The organism is Pseudoalteromonas sp. SCSIO 43210 (genome assembly GCF_054133285.1).
Genome location: NZ_CP087225.1, coordinates 2,268,641 through 2,294,899, shown reverse-complemented (window position 1 = coordinate 2,294,899; position 26,259 = coordinate 2,268,641). Strand labels below are relative to the sequence as shown.

The 26,259-nt window shown below is 37.9% G+C and carries 22 protein-coding genes; 13 read left to right on the top strand and 9 right to left on the bottom strand.

Annotated features, from left to right (window positions below; all coding sequences use genetic code 11):
- Positions 1-152 precede the first annotated feature (152 nt).
- Positions 153-2,978 carry a TonB-dependent receptor domain-containing protein gene (locus LOS73_RS09790; RefSeq protein WP_033028266.1) on the bottom strand — a complete coding sequence of 942 codons (2,826 nt, stop codon included), beginning with the start codon at positions 2,976-2,978 and terminating at the stop codon, positions 153-155.
- 405 nt (positions 2,979-3,383) lie between these two features.
- The gene (locus LOS73_RS09785; protein ID WP_457934907.1) at positions 3,384-5,738 is read right to left on the bottom strand and encodes a DNA polymerase II; all 2,355 of its coding nucleotides are present in this window, start codon (positions 5,736-5,738) and stop codon (positions 3,384-3,386) included.
- Positions 5,739-5,798: 60 nt separating this feature from the next.
- On the opposite strand from LOS73_RS09785, the gene dinG reads away from it, so the two are divergent.
- From dinG to LOS73_RS09750, 7 genes are all read left to right on the top strand, one after another.
- Entirely contained in the window at positions 5,799-7,874 is a 2,076-nt protein-coding gene (gene dinG, locus LOS73_RS09780) for an ATP-dependent DNA helicase DinG (protein ID WP_457934906.1), read from the top strand.
- Positions 7,874-8,650, top strand: coding sequence for a sulfite exporter TauE/SafE family protein (locus tag LOS73_RS09775; protein ID WP_007378183.1), 777 nt, complete (start codon positions 7,874-7,876; stop codon positions 8,648-8,650). Before dinG ends, LOS73_RS09775 begins: the two co-directional genes overlap by 1 nt.
- 1 nt (position 8,651) lies before the next feature.
- Complete coding sequence (locus LOS73_RS09770; RefSeq protein ID WP_007378182.1) at positions 8,652-9,260, top strand: primosomal replication protein; 609 nt, start codon at positions 8,652-8,654, stop codon at positions 9,258-9,260.
- The gene (locus LOS73_RS09765; protein WP_457934905.1) at positions 9,260-10,153 is read left to right on the top strand and encodes a histone deacetylase family protein; all 894 of its coding nucleotides are present in this window, start codon (positions 9,260-9,262) and stop codon (positions 10,151-10,153) included. The genes LOS73_RS09770 and LOS73_RS09765 overlap by 1 nt, the downstream gene beginning before the upstream one ends.
- Before the next feature lie 51 nt (positions 10,154-10,204).
- The gene (locus LOS73_RS09760) at positions 10,205-10,486 is read left to right on the top strand and encodes a late competence development ComFB family protein (protein WP_007378180.1); all 282 of its coding nucleotides are present in this window, start codon (positions 10,205-10,207) and stop codon (positions 10,484-10,486) included.
- Complete coding sequence (locus LOS73_RS09755; RefSeq protein ID WP_007378179.1) at positions 10,470-10,622, top strand: DUF2496 domain-containing protein; 153 nt, start codon at positions 10,470-10,472, stop codon at positions 10,620-10,622. Before LOS73_RS09760 ends, LOS73_RS09755 begins: the two co-directional genes overlap by 17 nt.
- A 174-nt stretch (positions 10,623-10,796) precedes the next feature.
- Positions 10,797-11,672 (top strand): DMT family transporter, encoded by an 876-nt coding sequence (locus LOS73_RS09750; RefSeq protein WP_457934904.1) that lies wholly within the window; start codon positions 10,797-10,799, stop codon positions 11,670-11,672.
- Positions 11,673-11,725: 53 nt separating this feature from the next.
- Here the strand turns inward: LOS73_RS09750 and LOS73_RS09745 are convergent, their stop codons facing one another.
- Positions 11,726-13,924, bottom strand: coding sequence for an exonuclease domain-containing protein (locus LOS73_RS09745; protein ID WP_457934903.1), 2,199 nt, complete (start codon positions 13,922-13,924; stop codon positions 11,726-11,728).
- Between the two features lie 89 nt (positions 13,925-14,013).
- Between LOS73_RS09745 and LOS73_RS09740 the strand changes: the two genes are divergently transcribed.
- The gene (locus LOS73_RS09740; RefSeq protein ID WP_457934902.1) at positions 14,014-14,508 is read left to right on the top strand and encodes a phosphatase domain-containing protein; all 495 of its coding nucleotides are present in this window, start codon (positions 14,014-14,016) and stop codon (positions 14,506-14,508) included.
- 102 nt (positions 14,509-14,610) lie between these two features.
- On the opposite strand, the gene LOS73_RS09735 is transcribed toward LOS73_RS09740, so the two are convergent.
- Entirely contained in the window at positions 14,611-15,354 is a 744-nt protein-coding gene (locus LOS73_RS09735) for a competence protein CoiA (protein WP_076924434.1), read from the bottom strand.
- A gap of 62 nt (positions 15,355-15,416) precedes the next feature.
- The gene (locus LOS73_RS09730) at positions 15,417-15,872 is read right to left on the bottom strand and encodes a hypothetical protein (protein ID WP_182696031.1); all 456 of its coding nucleotides are present in this window, start codon (positions 15,870-15,872) and stop codon (positions 15,417-15,419) included.
- A gap of 370 nt (positions 15,873-16,242) precedes the next feature.
- On the opposite strand from LOS73_RS09730, the gene LOS73_RS09725 reads away from it, so the two are divergent.
- Complete coding sequence (locus LOS73_RS09725; protein WP_457934901.1) at positions 16,243-17,667, top strand: sugar porter family MFS transporter; 1,425 nt, start codon at positions 16,243-16,245, stop codon at positions 17,665-17,667.
- Between the two features lie 54 nt (positions 17,668-17,721).
- Here LOS73_RS09725 and LOS73_RS09720 read toward each other — a convergent pair whose 3' ends face one another.
- Positions 17,722-18,282 (bottom strand): outer membrane beta-barrel protein, encoded by a 561-nt coding sequence (locus LOS73_RS09720; protein ID WP_237113693.1) that lies wholly within the window; start codon positions 18,280-18,282, stop codon positions 17,722-17,724.
- Positions 18,283-18,481: 199 nt separating this feature from the next.
- Here LOS73_RS09720 and LOS73_RS09715 point away from each other — a divergent pair, with 199 nt between their 5' ends.
- Positions 18,482-19,717, top strand: a complete 1,236-nt coding sequence (locus tag LOS73_RS09715) for a helix-turn-helix domain-containing protein (protein WP_008138531.1) — start codon at positions 18,482-18,484, stop codon at positions 19,715-19,717.
- 96 nt (positions 19,718-19,813) lie between these two features.
- On the opposite strand, the gene LOS73_RS09710 is transcribed toward LOS73_RS09715, so the two are convergent.
- Positions 19,814-20,773: a response regulator gene (locus LOS73_RS09710; protein ID WP_457934900.1), complete on the bottom strand. Its 960-nt coding sequence runs from the start codon at positions 20,771-20,773 to the stop codon at positions 19,814-19,816.
- Between the two features lie 339 nt (positions 20,774-21,112).
- Between LOS73_RS09710 and LOS73_RS09705 the strand changes: the two genes are divergently transcribed.
- The 3 genes from LOS73_RS09705 to LOS73_RS09695 all read left to right on the top strand — a co-directional run bounded on the left by LOS73_RS09705 (position 21,113) and on the right by LOS73_RS09695 (position 24,205).
- Positions 21,113-21,376, top strand: coding sequence for a GrxA family glutaredoxin (locus LOS73_RS09705; protein ID WP_007378969.1), 264 nt, complete (start codon positions 21,113-21,115; stop codon positions 21,374-21,376).
- A 160-nt stretch (positions 21,377-21,536) separates the two neighbouring features.
- Positions 21,537-23,381 carry a DEAD/DEAH box helicase gene (locus LOS73_RS09700; RefSeq protein WP_007378970.1) on the top strand — a complete coding sequence of 615 codons (1,845 nt, stop codon included), beginning with the start codon at positions 21,537-21,539 and terminating at the stop codon, positions 23,379-23,381.
- Positions 23,382-23,869: 488 nt separating this feature from the next.
- Entirely contained in the window at positions 23,870-24,205 is a 336-nt protein-coding gene (locus LOS73_RS09695) for a hypothetical protein (protein ID WP_239462845.1), read from the top strand.
- Between the two features lie 76 nt (positions 24,206-24,281).
- Here LOS73_RS09695 and LOS73_RS09690 read toward each other — a convergent pair whose 3' ends face one another.
- Both LOS73_RS09690 and LOS73_RS09685 read right to left on the bottom strand, forming a co-directional pair.
- On the bottom strand, positions 24,282-25,835 hold the full coding sequence (locus tag LOS73_RS09690) for an AbgT family transporter (protein ID WP_033028257.1): 1,554 nt from the start codon (positions 25,833-25,835) through the stop codon (positions 24,282-24,284).
- A 141-nt stretch (positions 25,836-25,976) separates the two neighbouring features.
- Positions 25,977-26,252: a YfcL family protein gene (locus LOS73_RS09685; RefSeq protein ID WP_008138544.1), complete on the bottom strand. Its 276-nt coding sequence runs from the start codon at positions 26,250-26,252 to the stop codon at positions 25,977-25,979.
- Positions 26,253-26,259: the final 7 nt, after the last annotated feature.

Below are 26,259 nucleotides of genomic sequence, written 5' to 3'. Positions count from 1 at the left end.
ATTTGGTTAGATTTACTTTAATATTCTGTTTTAGTATAGGCGGATTCTTTTGAAATGACTATGGTATAAATTATTTGCTATCAACAATATACACAAAAGAAGAAAATAAAAAAACCGCGATAGATATCGCGGTTTCAAATTTTAACAATTAATTAAAATTTAGTAGTTAAATTTAACTGTAAGTAACGACCTGTTACATCATAAGCTTCTGATACTGTGTTAATACCTGTACCACCATTTGATGAACTTTGGTTAGCAACTGGTGGTTGCTTATCGAACAAGTTACGTACTGTTAATGTAACACTTGTACTATCTGTAAAGTTATAACCTGCTGATACATCATGATAAACAACTGATGGGAAGTTATTATACTTCTCTAACGGTGTAAAATCAGTGTAGTTAAAGTTAGCACCTTCAACACTATCTACAGAACGATCCCAGTAGCGCATACGCCATGAAACGTTTAAGTCTTCCATACCATAAGTTAGGTTTAAGTTAGCTCTGTTATCTGGTGTGAGTACTTCACCAGCGTATTCAACTGTTTCCCCGCTTTCGATACCAGTTGTATCGTATTTACTTAAGTGGTTCCAAATTAAGTTAGCACCAAAAGCACCATACTCTGTGTCTATTTTATATGCTAATTCAATATCAACACCTGAAGTTTCGATATTATTTTCATTACCAGTACCTGAATTAACTTCTACTAATGCACCTTTCGCATCACGTAATGCATTACCACCACAAGATGGGTCAAAGTTAGCTGAACTAACATCAAAACAACGATTTAGTACAGTAGTACGGCTAGTGGTAGATATTGCATCCTCAACAGATATATCGTAGTAATCGACAGTTAAAGAAAGCTCTTCTGTCATCTGCCAGATTACACCCACGCTGTATGTATCAGCGGTTTCTTCTTTAACATTCTCGTTACCACCAACAAAACCACCTGCGCTTTGCGCTTCTATTTGCGTAAGCTCAAATTTACCATCAGCTGCAACACGCGCAGCAACTTCAGGAATAGACAGACAGTTTTGGGCTGCATTACCAACATCAGAAGCAGTTACACCGCTACAAGGGTCCGTAACACCAGCAAATGTTTCACCACGTCCACCAAATAAATCTGCAATATTTGGAGTACGGATAGCTGTTGCTGCTGAAGCACGGAATTTTAATGTCTCTAACGGAGAATACTGGATACCTGCATTCCATGTTGTTTGACCGCCAACAATTTCATGATCTGAGTAGCGAGCGGCTAAATCAACCTCAAGATTGTCAAGTATTGGTAGAATAGTTTCAGCGTAGTAATCGTTTGAATAATAGCTACCATCTGTTGGTAGTGACTTATTAGTACTAGAAGCACCTGTTTGAGCTAAATCACCTGGGTTGAAGAAACCACTTTCTAAACGATGCTCTGCACCAAATGCAACACCTACAAAACCACCTGGTAGTTCTATTGGTAATTGACCAACTAATGATGCTGAAACAATGAACTGTTCAGTTTGACCAGCGATTTTTGCAGGAACTTTAATATAATCAACAGCTTCCTGAGTCACAGTGCCTGCACCAAACAGGTTAAGCGGCACACAACCTTGTAGAATAGCAAGGTCGTCAGCACATTGAAGTGTACCGTCTGCATTCTCTACCACATCAAATGCTTTCGCAGCTCTTTCAATATTTACTTGACCACCACTGTCTTGACGTTGATCTGTTTTACCCCAAGAAACATAAGTATTCAAAGACCAATCGTCATTTATAAACCAGTCAAAGCCAGTTGCAATACGGATAGTATCTCGTTCTAAATCTGTCGAACGAGCACCAAACTCAACCATACGACGAACCATATTTGGAATATTACTATCCATTGTTAGATCAGGGTCAGCAGCCATTAAGTTTTGACGTAGCAAATCAGGAATCATAGGGTTGCTTAGTTTTATACCGCCTACCCCACCTCGCTCTGGGATAAACACATCGTTAGTCGCGAACGGTGTTGGTTCAATTGTTGAACCGTAAGTTTTTGACGAGTTCCAGTTCATTTCAGCAAAAAAGCGAACCTCATCATTAATGTCTTGCTTTATATTTAAAGCTGCATATTTTCTTTCTAGAGGTGTAACAAGTTGACGAAAAGCAGCACGGTTGAAAGCTTCACCCCCAGCTAAACCTTGATAAGCTGTACCGTCACCATTAAAAGCACCAATACGCCCTTGTGGTGGGTAAGATGAAAATACTTTATCTACATATTCGTTACCATTATCATCTAATAAAATTGCTTCATCAAACTCAGAGAAATCACGGTCAGCTGGCTTTAAACCTTTGTCATCATCGTAACCAAATGATGCAGTTACATTACCTGTGTTCCAGCTATTACCAGCAGTTAAACTTAATGAATATTTTTCACGGTCGCCTTCAGATGAAATACCTGTTTGAGCATTAACTTCAACACCCTCCACGTTATTTCGAGTAATGATATTAACTACACCTGCAACAGCATCTGTACCATAAACAGCAGAAGATGCGCTTTTAAGTATGTCGATACGCTCAATCATTGATGCTGGAATAGAGTTTAAGTCAACTGCGTAACCGCTCGAAGGTGACCGGCCAGATACAAAACGACGACCGTTAACTAGTACTAGAGTTCTTGATTCGCCCAGGTTGCGAAGTGATGTTGTATTAAGACCAACGCCTGAAGTGCTAAATGATGAATTAGATTGGTCTGCACCAGCAATTGTTACAGGAGACTGGTTTAAAATATCAGAAACATTAATTGCGCCCATAGCTACGATATCAGCACGTCCAATAGTAGTAATTGGAACTGTGGTTTCAATGTCAGTACGTTTAATACGTGAGCCTGTAACTTGAATACGTTCTACTTTTTCTACGCCTTCTTCAGCAGCGATTGTACTTGCTGAAAATGCAGCTGTTGATGCTGCACCAAAAGCAATCGCTAAGCGAACAGCTTTTGTTACTTGATTATTTAACATTTGATTCTCCCAAGAATACATTTTATTAATTATAATTTTCAATCTAGCGTGGTGGCAAAGTGTTACCAAACGCTACAATTGTGTGATGAATGATAATACCAGTGAAACAACAACGTCAACAATCAATTAACCTTAAACCCTTTTAAATTACAAAAAAAGCTTAGATACACAATTAAATATCAATCACTTAGAAAAACACAAAGGCATAACCAACTGTTTTAAAAGAAGAAAAAAATAAGTAAAAAGGTTCAATTTAAATTACATAAAACAGGAAATTATTAACAAAACAACATGAGGGAATCATAAATTTTAACAAAAAAAGAGAAAAACACTTCATCCCACACTAAATCAGATTGAATTTCATACAAAAAATATGACTATTTAAATACGAAAACTGTAAAGTAATTATAAAAATGAAAGTTGAGCCCCTTGATATTCAATTTCTTTCAAATTCAAGGCATCAAGTACCATTTCGGCGATAGGAGTTAGCTGTTTTTGTATGTAAACCGAATAATTAAAATTATTTGAACCATTGTATAATTGCGCCCCATCATCAGAATAAACATATTCAATAATTTGACCTCGTTTAATTTCAAAATCAGGATTACTAGCTTTATACTTTTTAATCGCTTGCACTTGGGGAGGAACATTTTTTACGTAATCATTTAGATTTTGTCCTAACTTTTTACGGTATATTAACTTTTCATCGAATTCACCTGCGAACAATCTTTTGGTGTAGTCACTTATAATCTCGTGAAGTTGTTTTATTTCAAATTTTTCATTAAATAAAGTTTTGAATAACTCTTTTTGAAACTCTTGTGCAAATTCGGTCCAATCGCTGCGTACGGTTTCCATTCCTTTAAATATAAGTTCAGGCATCCCATTTTTTATAATTTGTCCTACATAGCGTTTTTTTGAACCTGTTTTTTTACCTCTTATTGTTGGCATAAAAAATGGGCTATAGTGGGTTTCAAACTCTATTTCTAAATAACTAGTAAGCCCAAAACGGTCTTTAATATCGCAGCTCCATTTATTATTAATATAGATCGTTAAATCTTTGCCTATTTGATTGCAACTCAGAGCACTTAGCTGATCGTCAGCTTTTACAAAAATAGAGTCTGTATCGCCATAAATTACTTCATAACCTAACGTTTCAATCCATTTACGGGTTGTTTGCATAATTTCATGCCCACGTAATGTTATTGAACTCGATAATCTTGGATCATAAAATCGACACCCTTTAGAGCCAAGTACGCCGTATAAGCTGTTCATTATTATTTTTATAGCTTGCGATAACATTGGCTGATTTGTGTCTTTTGCCCTTTGCCGTGTATGTGTTAAATGCTTAATTAACGACGGTAAGTGGTGTTCATTTCGTGAAAAAACGGCTTCATTAAACCCTTCAATTGCATTTTCAGGTGAGTCTAACCCTTTAATAAGCCCAAGAGGGTCAATACAAAAAGTTCGCATAATTGAGGGATATAGGCTTTTAAAATCTAAAACAAGTATATTCTTATAAAGCCCAGGCACTGACTCCATTACATAACCACCGGGGCTTTCAAAAGATAAACCGTGATCGCCTAAATTTGGCGCAACATACCCGCTGCGATGTAGTAATGGCAAATATAAGTTAGTAAATGCTGCAACCGAGCCGCCCATTCGCTCAAGCTCAAGACCGGTTAACTGAGTCCTCACTATTGCAAATTCAAAGAGTTGTAACTCTGCAAAAATCCTCTTAACGAGTATACAATCTTGTCGGTTATAAGCTGCTAAGTTGAGCTTATCTTCATTAAATTGACGAACAATTTCACTTAAACGATTATCCGCCTGAATTAGTTTGGATTCACCAAGGACTTTATAAGAAATGTTCGCAAGCGAATAGTTATCAAAGTGATAAGTGGCATTTTTTAAGGTATCAATGCCATCTATAACGCTTCGCCCAGGTAAGGTGAGGCGAGTGTAATGCCCTGCTTTTATATTTAAAGGCTGCTGATCCCGGCCAAAATTAAGCGTTATCCCTAGCGCCTCTGCCCGAGAGTTTAACACTGTAAAATCAAATTCAATGACATTCCAACCCACAATAATGTCAGGATCATTATTATTGATATACTGCCGTAGCTTTTGTAGTAGATTAATCTCGTCAAAGCACCAATCAATATTAAATGGCTGATTATGCTGTTGAGGCTCACCAATCATTAATACAGTATCAAGGCCATTTCCTACCAGCCCAACCGAAAACAATACGCCCTCACCATTACACTCAATATCTAATGAAAGCGATTTCAGCGAGGGTGTATATTCAGGGCTCGCTTTTAATTTAGCATTGCTAATTAAAATAAAGCCATTTTTTTGAGATACTTCACCCGTAACCCATACCCCACCTTTAATAAAACGTTCCATTAAAAAGCGATCGCTGTGGCGTATATCCGCTTCGTATATACTTATGTGCTTTTCAAGTAATGTGCGTGCTTTGTAAAGGTTACTTACATCATTAAAATAACAGCCTATGCACACAACACCACTAAAATGGCGCATTTCTACCGTTTTAAAATTAACACTTATATTTTCTTTATTTAATATGCTTTGTGCAAAATTGTGTTCATCTTGTGGGATAAAAAAAACAGCTTGCTGGTTTTCAATTAGTACTTTAATTGGGCCATTGTCAGATACGAGCCAGTAGCAAAGCGTGATCCCACGCTTACTCTTAGGCGAGTATTGTTGCCTTGATAAAATAAAGCCCTGATAGATTGCTTGTGTCAACGTACGATCCCACTTAATATATACACTGTAATTATATACATACTTTAGGTAAATCATCCCATGCTTTCTGACTCACTAAAAAAAACAATTAGGCAAGTACACCAGCATGTGGCTAATAACCTAACTGATTACCGTCCGCGCAGCAGCCAAAACTACCTTGTTGCCGAAATAGCAAAAACACTCGCAGGCGACTATCACAAAAAACAACGTATATGCGTTATTGAAGCAGGCACCGGTACAGGTAAGTCTCTTGCCTATTGTTTAGGTGCATTACCACTGGCCTTGGCACAAAAAAAGAAACTGGTTATTTCGACTGCTACCGTTGCACTGCAAGAACAATTAATAGCAAAAGAGCTCCCGTTTTTTAAAAAGCATTCAGGCCTCGACTTTAAATTTGATTTGGTAAAAGGTCGTCATCGTTATATTTGCGCTCACAAATTGCATAATGCTGTAAACGGCGATAGCCAAACACAAATGGACTTTATGCCAACACTTACTTCACCATTGAGCGCAATGGAAACCAAGTGTTTAAATGAGCTATATAACGCCTATGTGAATAAAAAGTGGCAAGGCGATAGAGACAGCTGGGCCGATACTGTACCCGATAGAGTGTGGAACTTAATAGCGTGCGATAAACATTCGTGTCAGCGCCAAATGAAGGCCCATCAAACGTGTCCGTTTCAGCTTGCTCGTAATCAATTGATGCAAATGGACGTACTGGTAATTAATCACTCATTACTACTTGCCGATTTAGACTTAGGCGGCGGTAAAATTTTACCAGAGCCCGACAACACCATTTACGTTATTGATGAAGCGCACCATTTAGCACATATAACACGCGATTTTTCATCTGCTGCTGCCACAATAAAAGGTACAATAGAATGGCTTGATAAGCTCACCAAGTTTAGCGGGAAAATGGCGAAGGTTTTAGTGGGGCAAAGAGCTATTGGCCAAAACTTTAAACTTTGCGACAGTATTAACGACGCGAATAAAGATTTAAAAGTAGTTCGCGATATTCTTGATAATGCCGACTTTGAATACTCAAAAGACGATACTTACCGCTTTGAACACGGTGAAATTCCAGAATCGCTGCACAGTAAAGCAAAAGACATAAGCGAAGCCACGCAAGATGCGCTGCGCTGTTTAAACAAAATGCACGACACCCTTACCCAAGATGTAAGCGACGGCGACATAAAACCTTACGTTGCCGACCCAATACTAGGCGAAAGTGGCCAATACATAAACCGGTTAGAACAACTAAACAAACTATGGTTTAGTTACGCAAAAAAGGGGGAAGGTGCTCCTCATGCACGGTGGATAAAACGCCTTGAATATAAAAGCCATCACGATCACTTATTAAGCGACTGCCCTATCGAGGTCGGTTATTATTTAAAAGATAAATTATGGCGCGAATGCGCAGGCGCTGTTTTGTGCTCTGCTACATTAAGTGCACTGGGCTCGTTTGATCACTTTGCTTACGAAACAGGGCTTGCCAAAGAAGAAGGCGTTAAATTTATTAAAGTACCTTCTCCTTTTGATTACCCCAAACAAGCGACTTTACGTATTCCGGTATCTAAGGTAGAACCAACCGACAAAGACTTTAGTGATCACTTAGCTAAAACTTTACCAGAGTACCTAAATGATAAAAAAGCGAACCTTGTACTATTCGCTTCTTACTGGCAAATGGACCATGTAACAAAGTTTCTTAGAACAAAAGGTTTTAACTTATTAGTACAAGGTGAGATGTCGCGAGAAGCGTTGCTTAAATTACACACCAAAAGTGTAGACGAAGGCAAAGGCAGTATTTTATTTGGAACCCAGAGCCTTTCAGAAGGTCTTGATTTACCTGGTAAATATTTAGAGAACTTAATAATTACTAAAATTCCATTTGCTGTACCTACTTCGCCAATAGAAGAAGCGCAAGCAGAATTTGTACAAAGCAAAGGCGGTAACCCGTTTTTAACGATTACCGTGCCAGACGCCGCAAAGAAATTGGTACAAAGCTGTGGTAGACTGCTGCGAAAAGAGAGTGATGAAGGCTGTATTACTATTCTCGATAGGCGCTTAGTTACTAAGCGATACGGTAAAGCCATGCTCGACACCCTACCACCTTTTAAAAGACAAATAGATTATTAATGTTTGAACTCGCACTCGATCCAACAACCTGGGCTGTTTTATGTGCTGTTGCACTTGCCGCAGGTTTTATAGACGCTATCGCCGGTGGCGGTGGCATGTTAACTGTACCCGCTTTATTAACTGCTGGTTTACCTCCACATTTAACATTAGGCACCAATAAACTAGCAGCAAGTTTTGGCTCGTTAACGGCAAGCTATACATACTATAAAAAGAACTTATTTAGTCCTAAGTTTTGGGCTGCCTCTATTATTGCTACCGCAATAGGTGCATTGATAGGTACTGTTATTGTTGATCATTTAAGTATCGACTTTTTAAACAAACTACTTCCAATTATTATTATTTTAGTTGCTGGCTATAGTTTATTTGGTAATTTAAGTACCACCGAAGGTAATAAACTTCCTAAACTAAACAAAGCGATGAAAATAAAACAATGGCTACAAGGTTTAGCATTAGGCTTTTTTGATGGTTTAGCAGGCCCAGGTACGGGTACTTTTTGGACTGCTTCTAATGGCATGCTTTACAAAATGAACCTGCTACTCAATTGTGGCTTAGCGCGTTCAATGAACTTTGTGTCTAACTTTATATCGTTGATAACCTTTGTTGCACTCGGCCATGTAAACTTTTTACTTGGCATAACAATGGGCTTTTTTATTATGCTAGGCGCATGGTTTGGGGCGCATTCAGCAATACGTTTTGGTAGCAAATTTATTCGTCCAGTCTTTAATACTATGGTTATACTTTTAGCATTAAAACTAATTTACGAGGCTTACTTTTAATATGCATTCAATGGCTTTAGATAAACTACGCCAACAAGTTGCAACGCTAAAACAACAAGCTGAGCAATTTGATAAAGCTAAACTTTTTTCTAAAAATCGTTACATGCAAGCGCAACCTAGCTTGTTTGACCGCGCAGTTTTTAGCACAAAGAGCATGAACCTAGTCGATTACGTAATAGAAATAGAAGACGAAGTGTCAAGGTTACCGCCAAGCGAACATCGTCATGCATACACCTACGCACTTGAACGTATTGCAGCTCAAGTACAAGCCGTATTCAACGTTATTAAATCAACGCCTATTTGGGTTAAAGAAAATAAAAGCCATTATAAACCTCGCCCTAAGCAAACCGTTTACAAGCAAGCTGTGCAAAAAATAATGCAATCGTCGCATGAGCTTTACGACGAATTAAAACAAAACCATGAGTTTGAACGCCGTTTAGTGCTCATGATTGAAGAGCGAAAAATGCAAATGGATAAAGCCTCGCCTGCTAAAGCACAAAAGCTTAACCTTGAAATATTAAGCACACACGCTCGATTAGGCCGCTGCAGAAAAGCAATTTCTGCCACCGAAGATAAAATTCAACAAGTCGAAAAACAACAATTACGCTAATGCAGCTTTTTTACCACCCGCTATATTCTGCTTTAACGCTTCCTGAGCGCCATCGTTTTCCAATACAAAAATACCAAAAGCTTAAAGCAGAAATTGAAGGACTAGGCTTAACTCCCAATAATTTTACTTCACCTATAAAAGCAACGCCTGCTCAGCTTTCGCTTTGCCATAATCAAACTTATATAAATAACTTTTTAAACGGCACGCTTAGCAATAAAGCCATAAAAAAAATGGGCTTTCCTTATTCAAATGAATTGGTAGAGCGCACATTACTATCAGTTGGGGCAAGCATCCAAAGTAGTGAACACGCGCTAAAACATGGTTTTTCGGCTAATTTAAGTGGTGGCTATCATCATGCATACAGTGATTACGGTAGCGGTTTTTGTATTTTTAACGATCTAGCTATTGCAGCAGCACATTTAATAAATACAGAGCAAGCCGACACTGTTTTAATTTTTGATTGCGACGTACACCAAGGCGATGGCACAGCACAAATCACTCAAAATCATGACCAAATTATTACCTGCTCAATTCATTGTGAGCAAAATTTCCCTCGTAATAAACAGCAATCCACTTACGATTTTGCATTACCCGCTAAAACAACCGACGCTGAGTACCTCACTACATTAAAACAAGCACTCGATTTTTGCGTGCGTATTCATAACCCCGATATTATTTTATATAATGCTGGCGCAGATATTTACGAAAAAGATGAGTTAGGGTTATTAAATGTATCGCTCAATGGCGTATATAAACGTGACTTTTTTGTTCTCAATTTTTGTAAACAACAGAAAATACCAATCATGTGCAGCCTTGGCGGTGGTTATCAACGTAATTTAACCTCATTAGTTAATGTACATAAACAACTATTTAAAGCCGCTATCGATTTATAGTAAGCCTTGGTATAAACTCAATTAAATGGATTAACAAAGAGTGATAGGAATATGCGATTACATGACGATATACACAACTTTTACGAAAAAATTGTTCTAGAAGAAATAATTAAAAGAAAACTTGATAGACAATACAACGAAGATGTAATGGCTGACTTTTGCTGTACTGTACTAAACCAACTGCCACCAAGATATATTCGCTATGACGTAGACATGGCATTTTACTTACCACAAGCCGAACGTACACATATGGAAGAACGCGTACAAACTGCGATTGATGTGGCTATTAGTCAAATTTCTAAAAAGAAAAAGCACCATGACCAACCCACTTGATCAAGCTCCAACATATATTAAACTTGCAGTAGATTTAATTATGATATTAGAGCAACACGATGTTGCTCCAGAAGAAGTACTAAAAGCACTTGAAATAGTTAAAAGCGACTTTGAAAAGAAGCGAACCGAAAGTTAACTTTATTTAGCATGCTCAATTGGATAGGTAGTTACAGTCTCTTCGTATTTCTCACAATTAACTTTTCTTTATTAACCTTGGTTTATTATTTTTATGTGTCAGTTCCGAATATGGCTTACACCATTTATAAACCCTGTTACTCTAAAAGCTAACCAGTATAATTAAAGTACTATCATGACCTTAGCAAGCTTACTACGATTGTTTTTTTTGGCCGCTATTTGGGGCGCTTCTTTTTTATTTATGCGAATGGCAGCTAACAGCTTGGGGCCTGCAGTATTAATTGAGTTTAGAGTAGGCTTTGCTGCAGTTACTTTATTTATTGTTGCTTTGTATTTAAAACGCCGTTTAGCGTTTATCCAGCATAAAAAACACTTTTTTATTATAGGCGCGTTTAATTCTGCTCTGCCGTTTTTATTTTTTGCCTACGCAGCCCAAACTATTAGTGCATCCACACTCTCTATTTTAAATTCTACAACACCAATATGGGGTGTTGTAGTTGGAATTTTATGGACAAAAACAAAGCCCACAAAAAGTATGGTGCTTGGTTTACTGCTTGGTTTGATAGGTGTTGCAATACTTGTTGGGCAAAATCATTTTGTATTAAATAGCCAATCAATTTTAGCCATAGTAGCAGCATTAAGCGCATCACTTTGCTATGCCATTGCATCGCATTTCACTAAAAACGCGCCTAAACTGGCCCCATTTGATAACGCCCATGGCTCAATGTGGGCTTCAAGCTTTATGGTATTACCGCTTATCTTATTTATGCCAATACGAGAAATACCAAGCACCAACGTTATGCTAGGTGTACTCGTATTAGGAGTAGTGTGTACCGCACTTGCTTATATTTTATTTTTTAAATTAATCGACGATATAGGCCCTACATCGGCGTTAACAGTCACGTTTTTAATTCCACTATTTGGCATTTTTTGGGGACATTTAATTTTAGATGAGCAAATTGGGCCAAATACGTTACTCGGCGCATTATTTGTAATTATAGGTACGATGCTTGTAACTGGATTTTTACCACGAAAAAAAGCACTTAGCTAAAGTAAGCTAAGTGCTTAAAATTGCATACTACTTCTTGCGTCAAGATTTACTGCTTATTCACTAATTTGGGATTGCTGAATAAGTAACAACAACTCAGCAGTAGCGGTTGCATCGGCCAATGCGCGGTGATGGCTCGTTAAATTTAAATTAAAATGCGATGAGAGATTGCCAAGCGAATACGACTTTAAGCCTTTAAACGCTTTGCGCGATTCAACCACGGTGCACATTTTTGGCATTTTAAAAAAGTGCCCTGCAACCTCGCATTCTTTTTTAATAAAGCCGTAGTCAAAGTTCACGTTATGGGCTACAAAAATACTGCCTGCGAGTTTATCTAATAGCGGCTTAACTATATCGGCAAATACAGGCGCGTTGTAAACCATACTGTCGCTAATACCGGTTAATGACGTAATAAAGCCAGGTATATGGCGCTCGGGGTTAACTAAGCTCGTCCAATTATCAATTACTTTACCGTATTGCACTTTTACAAGGCCTATTTCGGTAATACGGTTACCGCCTTTTAAGCCGCCTGTGGTTTCTATATCAACGATGCTGTAAACACGGTTTGGATCTACAAACCATTTAACCGCAGCAATATGTACTGTAAAGCCCACATTTTTTAAATTATCAATAGTTGTAAGTTGGTTGCGCCTAAGCTTATCGCCAGGGGCTTTTACCTCTTCAAAATGTACTTGGCCATTATTAATGACCATTAAGTCGGGATAGCCGTCTTTCAGCTGTAAATAATGTTTGCTCATGGCTGTTAAGTGCGCAATTAGCGCCTTAATAGGGCTGTTTAAAATAAGCGCCTCTAGTGGCTCTAATAAATTGCTGCGCCATCTGAACAAACCGTTAGGTTGCTCAAAGTATTGCGCTGCATGTTTGCATACTAGATTAAGTAATGCTTGCGACGTTTGGCACTGCGCTAAGCGCTCATTTATCTGTGTTTGCTGCGCTTCATAAAAATTACCAAGCCTTAATACTTGCGGATAAATATCAAACTCATTACATGGCGGATAAGGCGACTCCACAAATAACTCGTGCCAAAATACTAAACCAAACAAACTTTGCCAAAGCGTGTTTTCGGTATTAAATACAGCCATACCTTGGCGAGTATAATAATCGTTTACGCCCTGCTCTACTTCACCTCGGTACAGTTCATCTATTTCTAGCACGCACTGAGTATCGGCAAGCATGGCACTTAAACGCGAACGTGTTTTTTTATTAAACTTACGCATTAAAAAATCGTCAGCAAAATACAGTAAATCGTCGGTGAGCGGGTTTTCAATAATGGCTTCTAATCGAGCTTTTACCCACTCTTTATTACCAAGCCTGTATTGCTCTCTTATTTGAATTTCTTGTGCTTCGCTATCATCCACGCACCCTTCAAGTAAACTAAAAGCAAGTTCGCTATGAACTGTTTTTAGCTGCCTATAAAGCCTAACTAATAATTTATTTTTTAATGTAACGGCTATTGCACCATGTGCAGCTTGCACTAAAACCTGCGACGCTAAAGCAACATAGTCGCTCTCATCTGTTATATTTTTAAATGCTAACCGGTAACGGTTTAGTAAATAGTTTGATTGCGCTTCGTCAAGTGCTTCAAAGCGTGACAAGCTCTCGCTATGTCCTTCGCGTGTAGCGGTTAAGCCTAAGTCTCGCATTACAAAACGGTTTTGATGATTCACATCTCCACTGCTTAGTTTGCCTGCAAATAAAAACTCAAAATACTCGTAGTAATCACTGCGGTTATTAATTACATACTGGCTATAAAGTGGCGCAAGCTCTTGTGGGCACGCTTTAAAAAACTCACGTGCAATATCCACCAGCGCGCCTTTAGCGGCGCTCTTTTTAAAGCTTATTTGCTCACTGTAATTACTTAGCAACTCAACCAAAGAAGGCTTAGTTAAGTGCGCTAAAAGCTGCGAATAATGCTGCTCGTTTGGCTCAAATAAAATACCCGCTTTTTTTAGCGTATAAATAGCCTGATGCGGCGAGGTTATTTCTTCATAATTAAGCGATTGCGCCTGCACTAAATAAGGCTTTCGCGAGTACACACGCGCCAACATGCATTGGCTTTGCTCATCTAGCTGATTAATTTTACTAATAAATTCACTATGTTTAGGCTCAAGTAAATGCATACATTTACTTGTTACAAACTCAATAAGCTCTCTAAAATGCGCTAAATAGTATTTTGCTGGTAATTCTTTTTTCATAATATCGCCATAACTGTATATAAAAACAGTATCTAGCATTTGTGCTTATTATTCAATCTTAAACTTGTAACTAAAACACGCTATAGTGAGCGTATAAAAGTAAATTCATTAAAAAGAAAGGACTTACCATGAGCGCACACCCGTACGATGTTTTATCACTCAACAACGGCGCAAATATTATTTTTACGCCTTGCCCTGGCACAAAAACACAAAACTTAGCGGATTCAATCGCCACATTAAAAGCCGCTGGCACTCACATGCTGCTTTCGCTTATGCCGCAAAAAGAAATTGAAAAAAACAACGTACAAACAATTAATAGTGAGTGCAATAAGCACGATATAACCTGGTTTCATTTACCTATAAATGACGACGAAGCACCAAAACAACCTTTTACATCAAGCTGGAACACCCACAAAACCGACATATTACAGGCCATACAACACAAACAAACCATTGCCATACATTGTAAAGGCGGCACTGGCCGCACAGGGTTGGTCGCTGCGCTTATTTTAAATTCGGCAGGTTACACAAAAGAAGAAGTATACAGCCTAGTACAAGGCATTCGCCCTAAAGCACTCACTATAGAATTGCAAAAAGAGTACTTTGAGAATTTTGAGGTGTAAGACAGAAATTGGGGAGGATTTAGCACTATAAATAGTGCTAATAATTCTATTTATAGCCTGTAATGAATTAGCACTGATAAGATTGATCACTTGTTATGCAACTCATTTAAACTTTGCCAAGAAATCATTTTTAATACATGCCTTAATACAGAAACTACTATAATTGTTAAAACGCATTAATTGCCAGATGACACCTTGTCCAAAGTCCAAATAAACTGGTTTTGTTGCTTTAAACCAAACATATCTAGGCCTTTTCCACTCAAAGAGGAAGTGTCCTACATGCGTGGATTTAATTATTCCATCTATTTTATCTGAGCTATGTATTTCTACTAACTCATTCGGACCTCGATACTCAGAAATAAAAGAATAAACGAAATGAGTTTTATGATTACTTGAATGAATAGATATATCTTCCATTGATTCATGCAGAGGATCAGGAAGCATCGCACTTAATTTTATGTTTTTCGCTAGATTACGACCATTTATTACCCAAATCATATCTCCGTAGAAATCCTCTCTTGATTTCAACTCAGCTTCAGACATTGGGGAGTTTTGAAATTCAATTACAATATTCTGCTCATTAACAACATCTGCAATATGCTTTTCACCACTTTTATCAAAGTATACTATTTCTTGATTATGATCTTCCCAATGATTTTTCCAATCTCGATGCCATTGGGATTCATTATCCCACCAAGGATCACAACTACATTTTACCTTGTGCGCCCAATGCCATCTAATTTTTGAACCACACTTTGCTACGGTTGGGCTACCACAATATATACAAACTCCTTTCATCTTAGGCAGAGGAGCTTGCTTAAATCCGTCAACTAATGAAAATTTCATAAGTACATAACACTCGGTTGTATAATGCCTCAATCAGCCGCTGCTGGATTGGCTTGTTATATTTATTTAACCAATTCAGGAGCGGGTAAAGTTTTTGTAATACTTTTATTTAGCGAATGATTGTCAAATGCTATAGAAACCATTGAAAGTTTCGCCACCAATTTTTCCCCCTTAAATAGAGCTAAATCCGTTCCTAATTCTGCACCATCAAGATCGGAGAGTGGAAAAGTTTTGTCAATTTTTTTCCAGCCAGATAATCCTTTAAGTAGGATTACTTCACTGTCTATTTTGATTTCGTATTGCCGAAAGCTGAGTACCATCCACCAAGCAAAAATAGATGTTGTAACCAAAGCGAGAATTAACGCCAAAAGTTGTTCATTTGGCGATAACGAAGTATTGCTCTCGCTAAGGAATAAAATAGCGCCAGCATATATTGCAAAGAATCCGATACAGTTAAATGATAGTAAAAAAATTGATTTAAAAATGATTTGAAAAACTGAGCTACGAATTACAGACATGGTATCTCTATAAATATGACAATTTAATCGACGACATTTGTCGTTTTGTAAACCGACAATGTTCCTATATTCAATGCATTTACCTTAACCACCAAATAATCACTTGTAAACAATTACCTAACTTCAGAACAGGCTACGCAATTGCAAAAACACACCCAAATGGGTGAGAACAGTAATATTGGTCCAACAAATACTCCCCATACAAAACATATTATTTTTTTGAAAATCAATCGGTGTTATTCAAAAAAGGCGGTTACTTAATTTTAAAGCCTTTAAAAATGGCTCAATTTACACCCGCACAAGCGTATTCAGCCATAGCGCTTTACGATATCATGCTCTTTTAAATTTAAATTAACTTTCAGGGCATATAATGACAACGCACACACCGCCTTCCCACTCAGCCAACACAGTTGAACACACCTCTCTTTTTTACGTAATATTTATATCGGCTGTGGCTGCTATTGGTGGCTTTTTATTTGGTTTTGACTCGGGCGTTATTAACGGCACAGTGTCGGCACTCGGTAATGCATTTAATTCTAGCAGTGTAGCTACGGGCTTTAATGTAGCGTCTGTGTTACTTGGCTGCGCCTTAGGTGCGCTTGCTGCGGGGCCGCTGGCTGATAAGTTTGGTCGCCGTGCAATTATGATCATCACCGCGATTATTTTTGCCATTAGTGCATTTGGGTCGGGCATTAGCGAAAGCTCTGCGGAGTTTATTTTTTACCGTTTATTTGGTGGTTTAGGTATTGGTGCGGCATCGGTATTAGCGCCAGCTTACATTGCAGAAGTTGCGCCACCAGCACTACGTGGTCGTTTAGCTACACTACAACAACTCGCTATTGTACTGGGTTTGTTTGCTGCGTTTTTAAGTAACTATTTAATAGCTGATGCAGCAGGTAGTGCGCAAAATATTTTAATGCTTGATATAGCCGCTTGGCGCTGGATGTTTTGGGCTGAGCTTGTGCCTGCTGTGTTATTTTTAGTGGGTGTTTTGTTTATTCCGGAGTCGCCTCGTTATTTAGTGGCGCAAGGTAAAGTGGATGATGCAAAAGCGGTATTTAGTAAAATTTCGAACGACAACCTTGATGCGCAAATAAGCGATGTTAAAGGCTCTTTGCATAGCGATACAAAGCCAAGCATTCGCGATTTATTTATTGATAACAGTAAAAAAGTACACCCAATTGTTTGGGTGGGTGTTGCGCTGAGTGTATTTCAGCAATTTGTGGGTATTAACGTGGTATTTTATTACGGCTCTGAGCTTTGGCAAGCCGCTGGGTTTGACGAGTCGCAATCGTTATTTATAAATGTACTCGCAGGCACTACTAATATTGTATCAACCTTTATTGCCATTGCCCTAGTTGACAAGATTGGCCGTAAACCACTGCTATTAGTAGGCAGTATTGGTATGTTTATCAGCTTAAGCGCGCTTACTTATATATTTGGCAGTGCAGGCCTTGATGAAGCAGGCAAACTTGCACTTAGCGATAACATGGGTACGTTTGCGCTTATTATGGCTAACTTATTTGTGGTATTTTTTGGCTTAAGTTGGGGCCCAATTGTGTGGGTATTATTAGGCGAAATGTTTAATAACCGTATTCGTGGGGCAGCGCTTGCTGTTGCGGCTAGTGCGCAGTGGATTGCTAACTTTGCCATTACCATGACCTTCCCTATTATGCTGGCCAATATTGGCCTTGCTGGCGCTTATGGCTTTTATGCGTTATCGGCACTTATAAGTATATTTTTTGTTGTTAAATACATAAAAGAAACACGCGGTAAAACGCTCGAATCTATGTAATATCAATCTACATAGTCAGTAATGGCGAGGCTACTCGCCATTTAGCTACGAGCTTTAAAACTCAAATAATACACCCAATTGAGTTGTTTCATTGCGGCCGAACTCAACTTCAGTACTCGCATACGAAAGTGAAAGTAAAACCAGATCACCCAGCGGTACTTCAAATCTTACTTTATAAGTAAAATCAGTTCCTGAAAATTCCTCTTTTGCCTCAGGACCTGGGTTTAAAAAAAACCCTTGTTTAGTGTCTAATTCCCAGCGCGATAACCCAACCATTGGCACAACCCTAAAGTGTGTTGCTAAATCAAATGAATACCCTATCATTGCCTTAAATTCATACGTTTCGTAACTATCAAAAGTACCAAATAATACATCACTTGATGTATAGGCTAAATTAGCCTCTGTGACTACATTGTTTTCAAACTTATAACCGAGTATATAACCAAGCGAAAACCCGTCGGTGTCAAAATCTTCTTTTAAAATTGCAAAATCTTTATCTACTTTTATTTTTCCTGTACCAAGCTCAACGCCCATTCTTACTTGAGCCTCATTGGCATGTGTAGTAAAACTACTCATTAACAATGTAAATGCACTAAGTGTGATTATTTTTTTCATTTTATTATCCAATATTGAGTTGACCTTAAAACGACACTTTGTTGCTCCAAGGGTGTGTTCAATATATGATATTAAGCGTACCCAAATTAATCCACGGACATAACCGGACATTTTATGTATTGCGTTAGGAAACCTTTTGTCAAAATTGAAATCCCTCCTAAGCCGTAAAATATTTAATACCGACTTACAAGAGTGAAAATTGAACAATTCAAAAACTGCCCTTCTAAATCGAGGGCAATTACAGCAATATATAATAGAGCAATCGATAAAACATTTATGGCTTGCCAATCAAATAGGTGTAAGCGAAAAAACCCTTACCCGATGGCTTAATGGCTCAGTTACAAGAATACGTCTGAGTAATTTAAATAAGCTTGCGAGTGCTTTAAATTGTGAAAAAGGAAGCTTGATTGCCCGTTCAGAAGTGGATATTTACCCGAGTGAAGAGAACCGAGATATTTTAGTAAATGAATTGCATAACGATGGGCTTTTGTATGAACTAATGATGAGCAGTAAAATTAAGCTCGCTATTTCTTTAATTAAATCAACATTTCACTCCGCATTACCAAGCGCTATTGTGGCCAACTTCTATATTAAACTTGGTTATGCCGCGCTTATTCATCGTCAATATGAAAAAGCACTACAATATTTTGATAAAGGCCTTAATAAAGCAATTAAAGTGAATGATCTTCCGTTAGTGTTTTCTGCTAATTTAGGCACTGCAATTACTTTACTATTCTCTTGTGAGTTTAAAAGATCACACCATTATTTAGTAATATGTAATGCCACATTACAACACGCGAACCAAGAAAAGGCTCACTATTACAGCACAAATGCACTTTTCTATTTATATTCTGGTGATATAAACGCTGCAATCCAATCAGCTAATTTATGCTTAAACGAATGTGATATAACAACCGATTCAATAGAAAAGAATCTATTTAAGAGTACCGCTTTACAGCTGCTCGGCGCGTGTTATTTGTTACAAGGCGATATTGAATTAGCGTATACACTTTGCGCTGAATCACTAAACGTAGCCAATCTATCTGGGTATAATCGCTGTGTTGCGGTATCAAAAGGATACTTAGCCGCTATTCATTGCACAAACGCAAACTATGTACTTGCAGAGCAACTTATAGCCCAGAGTATTGCCTTAGTAAGTGACGAAGATATTGCACTACCGAGCTTGTTGTGTATCTCATTATTTATTTACCGAAAAACTGGGAACAGTTCAAAATTCGCGGTTTCTTTAAACGCACTAAACAAAATTTGTAACACCGCTACAGTCCCTAACACCTTTGCTATATATCAACTTTATTTAATAAATATAGAGCAAGGTGAGATGCACAAGGCATCTGAAAAATTAACTCATATCGAAAACACACTAACTCAGCTCTCACTCCCGCTTTGGCAGCCATGGTTAACTAAGCTAAGCTAGTATATTTTCAATATGATAGTAAATCTCTTAACCAGAGTTCAGGTTATGTAGTTTTATTGCACTCATTTGTAAAAACTCACTTATTAGCTAGCTAATTTAATTAAGCTGCCAAGGCTTAATAAATTTTTCCAGATCCGCTTTTGTGACTGGTTTTTGTAAATAATGCGTAATGCCTTTTTTAAATAATTTTGCTATTTGAACATCATCTGTGAGACCCGACAAGATAGCTTTTGGTGTATCAGTATTTAAAGTACTTTTGCTTACTAACTGCTGCGCTACATCACTGCCAAATATTTCTGGCATACATTCATCTAAAAGCAGTAAATCAAATTGATTATTTAAAGCTAGCGTTAATGCACTAGCACCGTTATCTGCACATGTTACCGAACAACCGAGCATTTCAAGCATCACTTTAGTCGCTACTTGACTTGGTAAGCTATCGTCAGCAACTAATACAGACAAGCGTTTTTGGGCAAACAATGAAGTTCGAATAGCGACCAAGTCTGTATCAAAAAAGGGCCATCCAAGCACATTGCCTGATAATTCTATGTCTTTATTTAGTTCATCAACTTTACCAATAGCATAAAGTTTTATACTGTTTTTTAAAAAGTTAGTATCCAGCTTTCGCATTAGAGAATGACTATTTAAGTGTCGTAAGTCCTCGAGTTGTAGAAATTCATTACAAGTATTTTCGTATAATCTAAAATTAAAAGCATACAGCTCATGAGTGTGCGCTGACATTATTGAACAGCTTTTAAATAATGTTTCGCAATCAGTTAAAACACCAACATTTTGATTAAGCTTAAGTGCTAAATCAATAGGTTGTTTGGTAACTAACAGACCATGCACATCAAATGTATTTTCTTGGTTAGCATCATCTATCCAATAGCAAACATTAACTCCTAAGGTATTCGCTCTAACTTTTAGCACAAAATTATCATTTACTGACTTCAAAGCAGGAATAATAAATTTTTCGCATTGCGCTAAAACGTGTTCATAAGGCGCATGTAAACATACGTAACTGCATTGCAGCTCATTGATTAAAGTAATTGACATATACCGCTCTTGTGTTTCGCAGTATTTACCTATTACCCCTTGGATAATCTTTAAAATATGGCTTTGAGTATTCATATATATCTTATGTAACTTTGTATACTTAGCTTAAATCAAGTTACATGCCACATTTATAAACATTCTTTATTGACTATATTCAATAACTTAAAAATTAATATTAAAAACACTTTAGCCGCATTCGCATTTTAAAAATCATAATGCGAAGCATATTGGGGTGACTTCCTGTATTTATGCTTTATTAGAACAGTCCAATCGATTTTTTGCGCTTTAAAATATTTTTTAATCATTTAAACTGATATCAATCAAATAAAGGAGAGCATTATGCTAACAGTAATTTTTGGCCGTGAAGGCTGCCCATTTTGTGTACGCGCCAAAGACGTAGCAGAGCAATTAACAAATGAACGTGATGACTTTAAATTTCGTTACATCGATATAATTAAAGAAGGCATTAGTAAGGCCGATCTTGAAAAGTCAGCAGGCAAACCTTGCCCAACAGTGCCGCAAATTTTTGTGGATCAAAATCACATTGGTGGATTTACCGAATTTGAAGCTTACGCAAAAGAAAACCTAGGCTTGTATAAATAAGCTTTGTATTAAATATGTTAACCAGATCAATAAACCCAATATTGAGCTGGTTAAATTTCGACCAACATCAAACACATAGAAATTAGTTTCAATTTATACAAGCATTTGCCTCGCGAATCCTATATAATGCGCGCCTCTTTAAATTCGTTGAGGCGTATTAATGTCAGAACCAGTCACGTTTGAATCTCTAAATCTTTCTCCTGCAATTTTGAAGGCAGTTGAAGAGTTGGGTTACAAGACACCATCTGAAATCCAAGCTCAATGTATACCGTTATTGCTAGAAAGAAAGGACGTACTGGGACTAGCTCAAACGGGTACAGGTAAAACCGCAGCATTTGCACTGCCATTACTAAATAATATTGACCCGTCTGTGAAACAGCCACAGATCCTTGTACTCACACCAACACGTGAGCTTGCGATCCAAGTTGCTGAGGCATTCGAACAATATGCTAAACATGTTCGTGGTATTGAAGTATTGGCACTCTATGGTGGCCAAAGCTACAGTATCCAATTAAGCGCACTTCGTCGTGGCGCTCAGGTTATTGTTGCAACTCCAGGTCGTTTAATCGATCACATTAACCGTGGCACTATCAAGTTTGATGCTCTACAAGCACTTGTACTTGATGAAGCCGATGAAATGTTACGTATGGGCTTTATCGATGATGTAGAAAACATCATGGAAAAAACACCGCGCGAAAAGCAAACATGTCTTTTCTCTGCGACTATGCCTAAGCAAATTCAAAACATCAGCAGCAAATATATGAACAATCCTGAACAGGTTCATATCTCTGCGCGTAACTCGACAGTATCATCTGTTGAGCAAGTGTTTTGGAATGCAAGCGTACATAAAAATAAAGCAATTGTTCGCTTCTTAGAAGCTGAGCAATATGAAGGTGCTATTGTTTTCGTTCGTACACGTAACGATACAGTACAACTTGCTGAGTTATTAGAGCGCGAAGGTTTCTCTGCTGCTCCACTTAACGGTGACATGAACCAGCAAGCACGTGAACGCACTGTAGATCGCTTAAAAAGTGGCATGCTAAACATTGTTATTGCAACAGATGTAGCGGCTCGTGGTCTAGATGTTGACCGTTTAAGCTTAGTTATCAACTACGATATCCCACAAGATTCTGAAGCCTACGTTCACCGTATCGGCCGTACAGGTCGTGCTGGTCGTACTGGTAAAGCAATCTTATTCGTAAAACATAACGAACGTTATTTACTTAAAAATATCATTCGTCATACGAAGTCTGAAATTGCTCAAGTTGAATTACCAACAGCAAAAATTGTTGAAGAAAAACGTATTGAAGCGTTACAAGCAAAATTAACTATTGCGCTTGAAAACAAAGACATCACGTTCTTCAATGAAGTAGCGACTAACATGGCTGAAAAACTTGACCTTCCTCTTGAAAGCTTAGCGGGTGCGTTACTGTGTTTAGCACAGCAACAGTCGCCAATTAAAGTTGAAGAAGTTAAGATTCAACCTCGTGAACGTAACGAGCGTAACGACCGTAATTCACGCAACGACCGTGGTGACCGTGGACGTCGTAACGAACGTGGCGGCGAACGTGGTGGTGAACGCGCTGAGCGTAAACCTCGCGAACGTAACAGCCGTGATGCAGGTCCTATGGATACTTACCGTATCGAAGTAGGTCGTGAACATGGTGTTCAGGTTAAAAACATTGTTGGCGCTATCGCTAACGAAGCTGACATCTCAAGCAAGTTTATTGGTGATATTCGTCTACACGACAATCACAGCACGGTTCAATTACCGCAAAACATGCCTAAAGATGTACTTGATCATTTCCAAAAAGTGTTTATTTGTAAACGCCCTATGGGCTTAACAATTACCACTGATCAAGGCCCTGCTGAACCACGTGGCGAACGCTCTGAGCGTCCAGCTGGTGATAAGAAACGCAGCTTTAATAAAGATGACGGCGCACGCGGTGATAAGCGCAGCGGTCCTCGTAAAGAACGTCGCCCTGTAAGCTTCACAGCTAAATAAGCAACGACTCTTTAATAAAAAAACCTTGCCACGAAAGTGACAAGGTTTTTTTGTTTTTAAGCTGCTACAGTGAAAAAAAAGTAAACTTCCGCGTCAATTCAATAGCGGCTTGAGATAGTTTTTTTAGCCTGAGTTCGGGTTACTTAATGCCTATAAATACATTTCTCTGATTTTTAAAATAACAAAAATTCTGTAAACTAGACAAAGGCTATAGTTCACGGACGAATTAAAAATTGAAAAAGATTTACGACAACTTGCTCCTTGTAGCAATAATACTCCCCATTTTATTATGCATCACTCTTCCTATTTTAATGGACTTTACAGATCCACCATTCATCTCAAATGAACTATACGACGTTGTTTTCTTTATAACCCTCCCTATTATCTGTTGTGCACTATTTATCTATTTAAATATACTTATATTCAATAAATATAAACGCTGCAGTAAATATAGAGAATCACTTAAATACAATTTCTCAGATACTAAAATGAAATTAGCATTCATTTTCATGTACCCATTATCCCCTTTATTAATCTTTGGAATACTCTATGTTTTTATCTCTGATCCTATTAAATTATGGGCTTACTACACGCAAGGCGACTATTGGTATAAAGAATACATCCTGACCGATGTACAAGAGTGTGGCACTGAGTATGAAAATAGCTGTACTCGTTTATACTTCAAAGACCCTAAAACGAATAAGATTCATGATTTTAGGTGGTATGACAATAAGTCTACAATAATGAACAACAAAAATGATTATGTGTATATTGTTGGAGAGGCCAGCTTATTTGGCTATATAGTGAGAGATTTAGAAAGGTAACTTAGACTCATTTTTACATTACAGGACTTTTATTTAAAAACCTCACTCAAGTGAGTGAGGTTTTTAAAGGTTTAGGTTAAGGCAATGCTGGATAAATGTAGCTTGCATCTAAACCTAAAGGAATACCAAGTGCCCAATAACCTAATAAAAAGATACTCCAGCCAATCATAAAGGCGATTGAGTACGGCAGCATAATAGCAATTAAAGTGCCTATACCGGTACCTTTGACATACTTTTGACAGTACACAACCACCAATGGGAAGTATGGCATTAACGGTGTAATAATATTAGAGCTTGAGTCACCTACACGATAAGCGGCTTGAGTTAAGTCTGGCGAAATACCAAGTTGCATTAACATCGGTACAAAAATGGGGCCAAGTAACGCCCATTTTGCTGAACTTGAACCTACAAACAAGTTAACAAAGCCAGTTAAAAAGATAATGCCCACAACCGTTACTGCACTTGGCAATTCCATCGCCTTTAATAACTGCGCACCTTCAATTGCGAGCAGTGCACCTAAATTTGATTTACTAAATGCAGCAATAAATAGCGAACAGAAAAACGCCATAACGATATAATACGCCATGCCGCTCATCGCTTTACTCATTGCATCAATCATATCTTTTGAAGTTTTAAAGGTACCTACCGTAAAACCATATACAGTGCCTGGAATCCAAAAAAGTAAAAATATTAATGGTACAATTGATTGCATTAAAGGAGAGCTAAAATTAGTAAGGGATCCGTCACTACTGCGCATTGCAGAATCGTCTGGAGCAGAGACAAATGCTAATAACGCAAGTCCTGCAATCATCACGGTACTGGCTATATAAAAGGCACGTTTTTCATCACTACGTGCATCTTCAAATACAGGTAAATCCTCTTTAGCACCATCAACCGCTGTTTTTTGTAAACGTGGTTCAATAATTTTATCGGTAATGTACCAGCCTAATGCCACAATAAATAAGCTAGATGCTGAAGCAAATGCCCAGTTATTTAATGGGTTAATTGCTATTGCAGGATTAATTATTTGCGCCGCACTTTGGGTAAAGCTTTGTAGTAATGGGTCGATACCCGATGGAATAAAGTTAGCCCCAAAACCACCACTGACTCCTGCAAATGCAGCTGCAATACCCGCAAGCGGATGGCGTCCTGCAGCATAAAATATAACACCTGCAAGTGGAATAACTAATACATAACCTGCGTCAGTAGCGGTATGGCTCACAATGGCCACTAAAATGATTGAAGGCGTTAATAGCTTTTTAGGAGTAACTTTAAGCATTAACTTAAGACCAGTATTAATAAAGCCCGAATGCTCTGCAACACCGACACCTAACATAGCTACTAAAACAACACCTAAGGGAGCGAAGCCAGTAAAGGTTTTTACCATAGAGGATAAAAAGGTAGCAAGCGAATCACTTGCCAGCATATTATTAATAATAATCGCTTCACCGGTACGTGGGTCTATTGCATCAAAACTCACGCTTGAAAACCACCACGACAAAAACCAAATTAATAACATTGCAAATAGAAATATTACTGCTGGATCTGGAAGCTTATTTCCTACTCGCTCAACAAAATTTAAAAAACGCGCTACAACCCCTGAAGGTAAAGCATCTTGATTATTATTCATTCTTATTGTTCCTAAAATTTATTTCAGTAACAATACCCCACAAAAATGAAACAGTAAATTAACATTGAAATTTACTTTAAAAGTTTTGGGCACAAAAAAACACGATAGTGATAAACAAATCGTGTTTTTTGCCACTTAGGGTTAAGCGAGGGCCTTAACTTCTTCCCACAAGCGTGCAACTAATGTTTTGTCTTCTTCGTTAAGCTCGCCGTTGCGATATGCTTTTACTAAGCTTTGCTCTACTGTTTCGTTTAGCTCATCGATACTAATTGTTAGCTTTTCTACTTCGGCATAGCCTACTGCAAGATCATAGTGTCCTCGTAAATAGCCGCCTGCAAATAACTCATCGTCAGTTGCTTTTATTACTAAATCATCGAAGTACTGCTGGGCTGCATCGATATAGTTCACTAAACTCATTTATTAA

What these genes read in the sequence shown, in the direction of transcription:
- LOS73_RS09755 (WP_007378179.1), top strand. Translation starts at nt 10,470, where the DNA reads ATGACCAACCCACTTGATCAAGCTCCAACATATATTAAACTTGCAGTA.
- LOS73_RS09685 (WP_008138544.1), bottom strand. Translation starts at nt 26,252, where the DNA reads ATGAGTTTAGTGAACTATATCGATGCAGCCCAGCAGTACTTCGATGAT.
- LOS73_RS09765 (WP_457934905.1), top strand. Translation starts at nt 9,260, where the DNA reads ATGCAGCTTTTTTACCACCCGCTATATTCTGCTTTAACGCTTCCTGAG.
- LOS73_RS09770 (WP_007378182.1), top strand. Translation starts at nt 8,652, where the DNA reads ATGCATTCAATGGCTTTAGATAAACTACGCCAACAAGTTGCAACGCTA.
- LOS73_RS09725 (WP_457934901.1), top strand. Translation starts at nt 16,243, where the DNA reads ATGACAACGCACACACCGCCTTCCCACTCAGCCAACACAGTTGAACAC.
- LOS73_RS09750 (WP_457934904.1), top strand. Translation starts at nt 10,797, where the DNA reads ATGACCTTAGCAAGCTTACTACGATTGTTTTTTTTGGCCGCTATTTGG.
- LOS73_RS09720 (WP_237113693.1), bottom strand. Translation starts at nt 18,282, where the DNA reads ATGAAAAAAATAATCACACTTAGTGCATTTACATTGTTAATGAGTAGT.
- LOS73_RS09695 (WP_239462845.1), top strand. Translation starts at nt 23,870, where the DNA reads ATGAAATTAGCATTCATTTTCATGTACCCATTATCCCCTTTATTAATC.
- LOS73_RS09730 (WP_182696031.1), bottom strand. Translation starts at nt 15,872, where the DNA reads ATGTCTGTAATTCGTAGCTCAGTTTTTCAAATCATTTTTAAATCAATT.
- LOS73_RS09790 (WP_033028266.1), bottom strand. Translation starts at nt 2,978, where the DNA reads ATGTTAAATAATCAAGTAACAAAAGCTGTTCGCTTAGCGATTGCTTTT.
- LOS73_RS09700 (WP_007378970.1), top strand. Translation starts at nt 21,537, where the DNA reads ATGTCAGAACCAGTCACGTTTGAATCTCTAAATCTTTCTCCTGCAATT.
- LOS73_RS09710 (WP_457934900.1), bottom strand. Translation starts at nt 20,773, where the DNA reads ATGTCAATTACTTTAATCAATGAGCTGCAATGCAGTTACGTATGTTTA.
- LOS73_RS09760 (WP_007378180.1), top strand. Translation starts at nt 10,205, where the DNA reads ATGCGATTACATGACGATATACACAACTTTTACGAAAAAATTGTTCTA.
- LOS73_RS09775 (WP_007378183.1), top strand. Translation starts at nt 7,874, where the DNA reads ATGTTTGAACTCGCACTCGATCCAACAACCTGGGCTGTTTTATGTGCT.
- LOS73_RS09735 (WP_076924434.1), bottom strand. Translation starts at nt 15,354, where the DNA reads ATGAAATTTTCATTAGTTGACGGATTTAAGCAAGCTCCTCTGCCTAAG.
- LOS73_RS09745 (WP_457934903.1), bottom strand. Translation starts at nt 13,924, where the DNA reads ATGCTAGATACTGTTTTTATATACAGTTATGGCGATATTATGAAAAAA.
- dinG (WP_457934906.1), top strand. Translation starts at nt 5,799, where the DNA reads ATGCTTTCTGACTCACTAAAAAAAACAATTAGGCAAGTACACCAGCAT.
- LOS73_RS09740 (WP_457934902.1), top strand. Translation starts at nt 14,014, where the DNA reads ATGAGCGCACACCCGTACGATGTTTTATCACTCAACAACGGCGCAAAT.
- LOS73_RS09705 (WP_007378969.1), top strand. Translation starts at nt 21,113, where the DNA reads ATGCTAACAGTAATTTTTGGCCGTGAAGGCTGCCCATTTTGTGTACGC.
- LOS73_RS09690 (WP_033028257.1), bottom strand. Translation starts at nt 25,835, where the DNA reads ATGAATAATAATCAAGATGCTTTACCTTCAGGGGTTGTAGCGCGTTTT.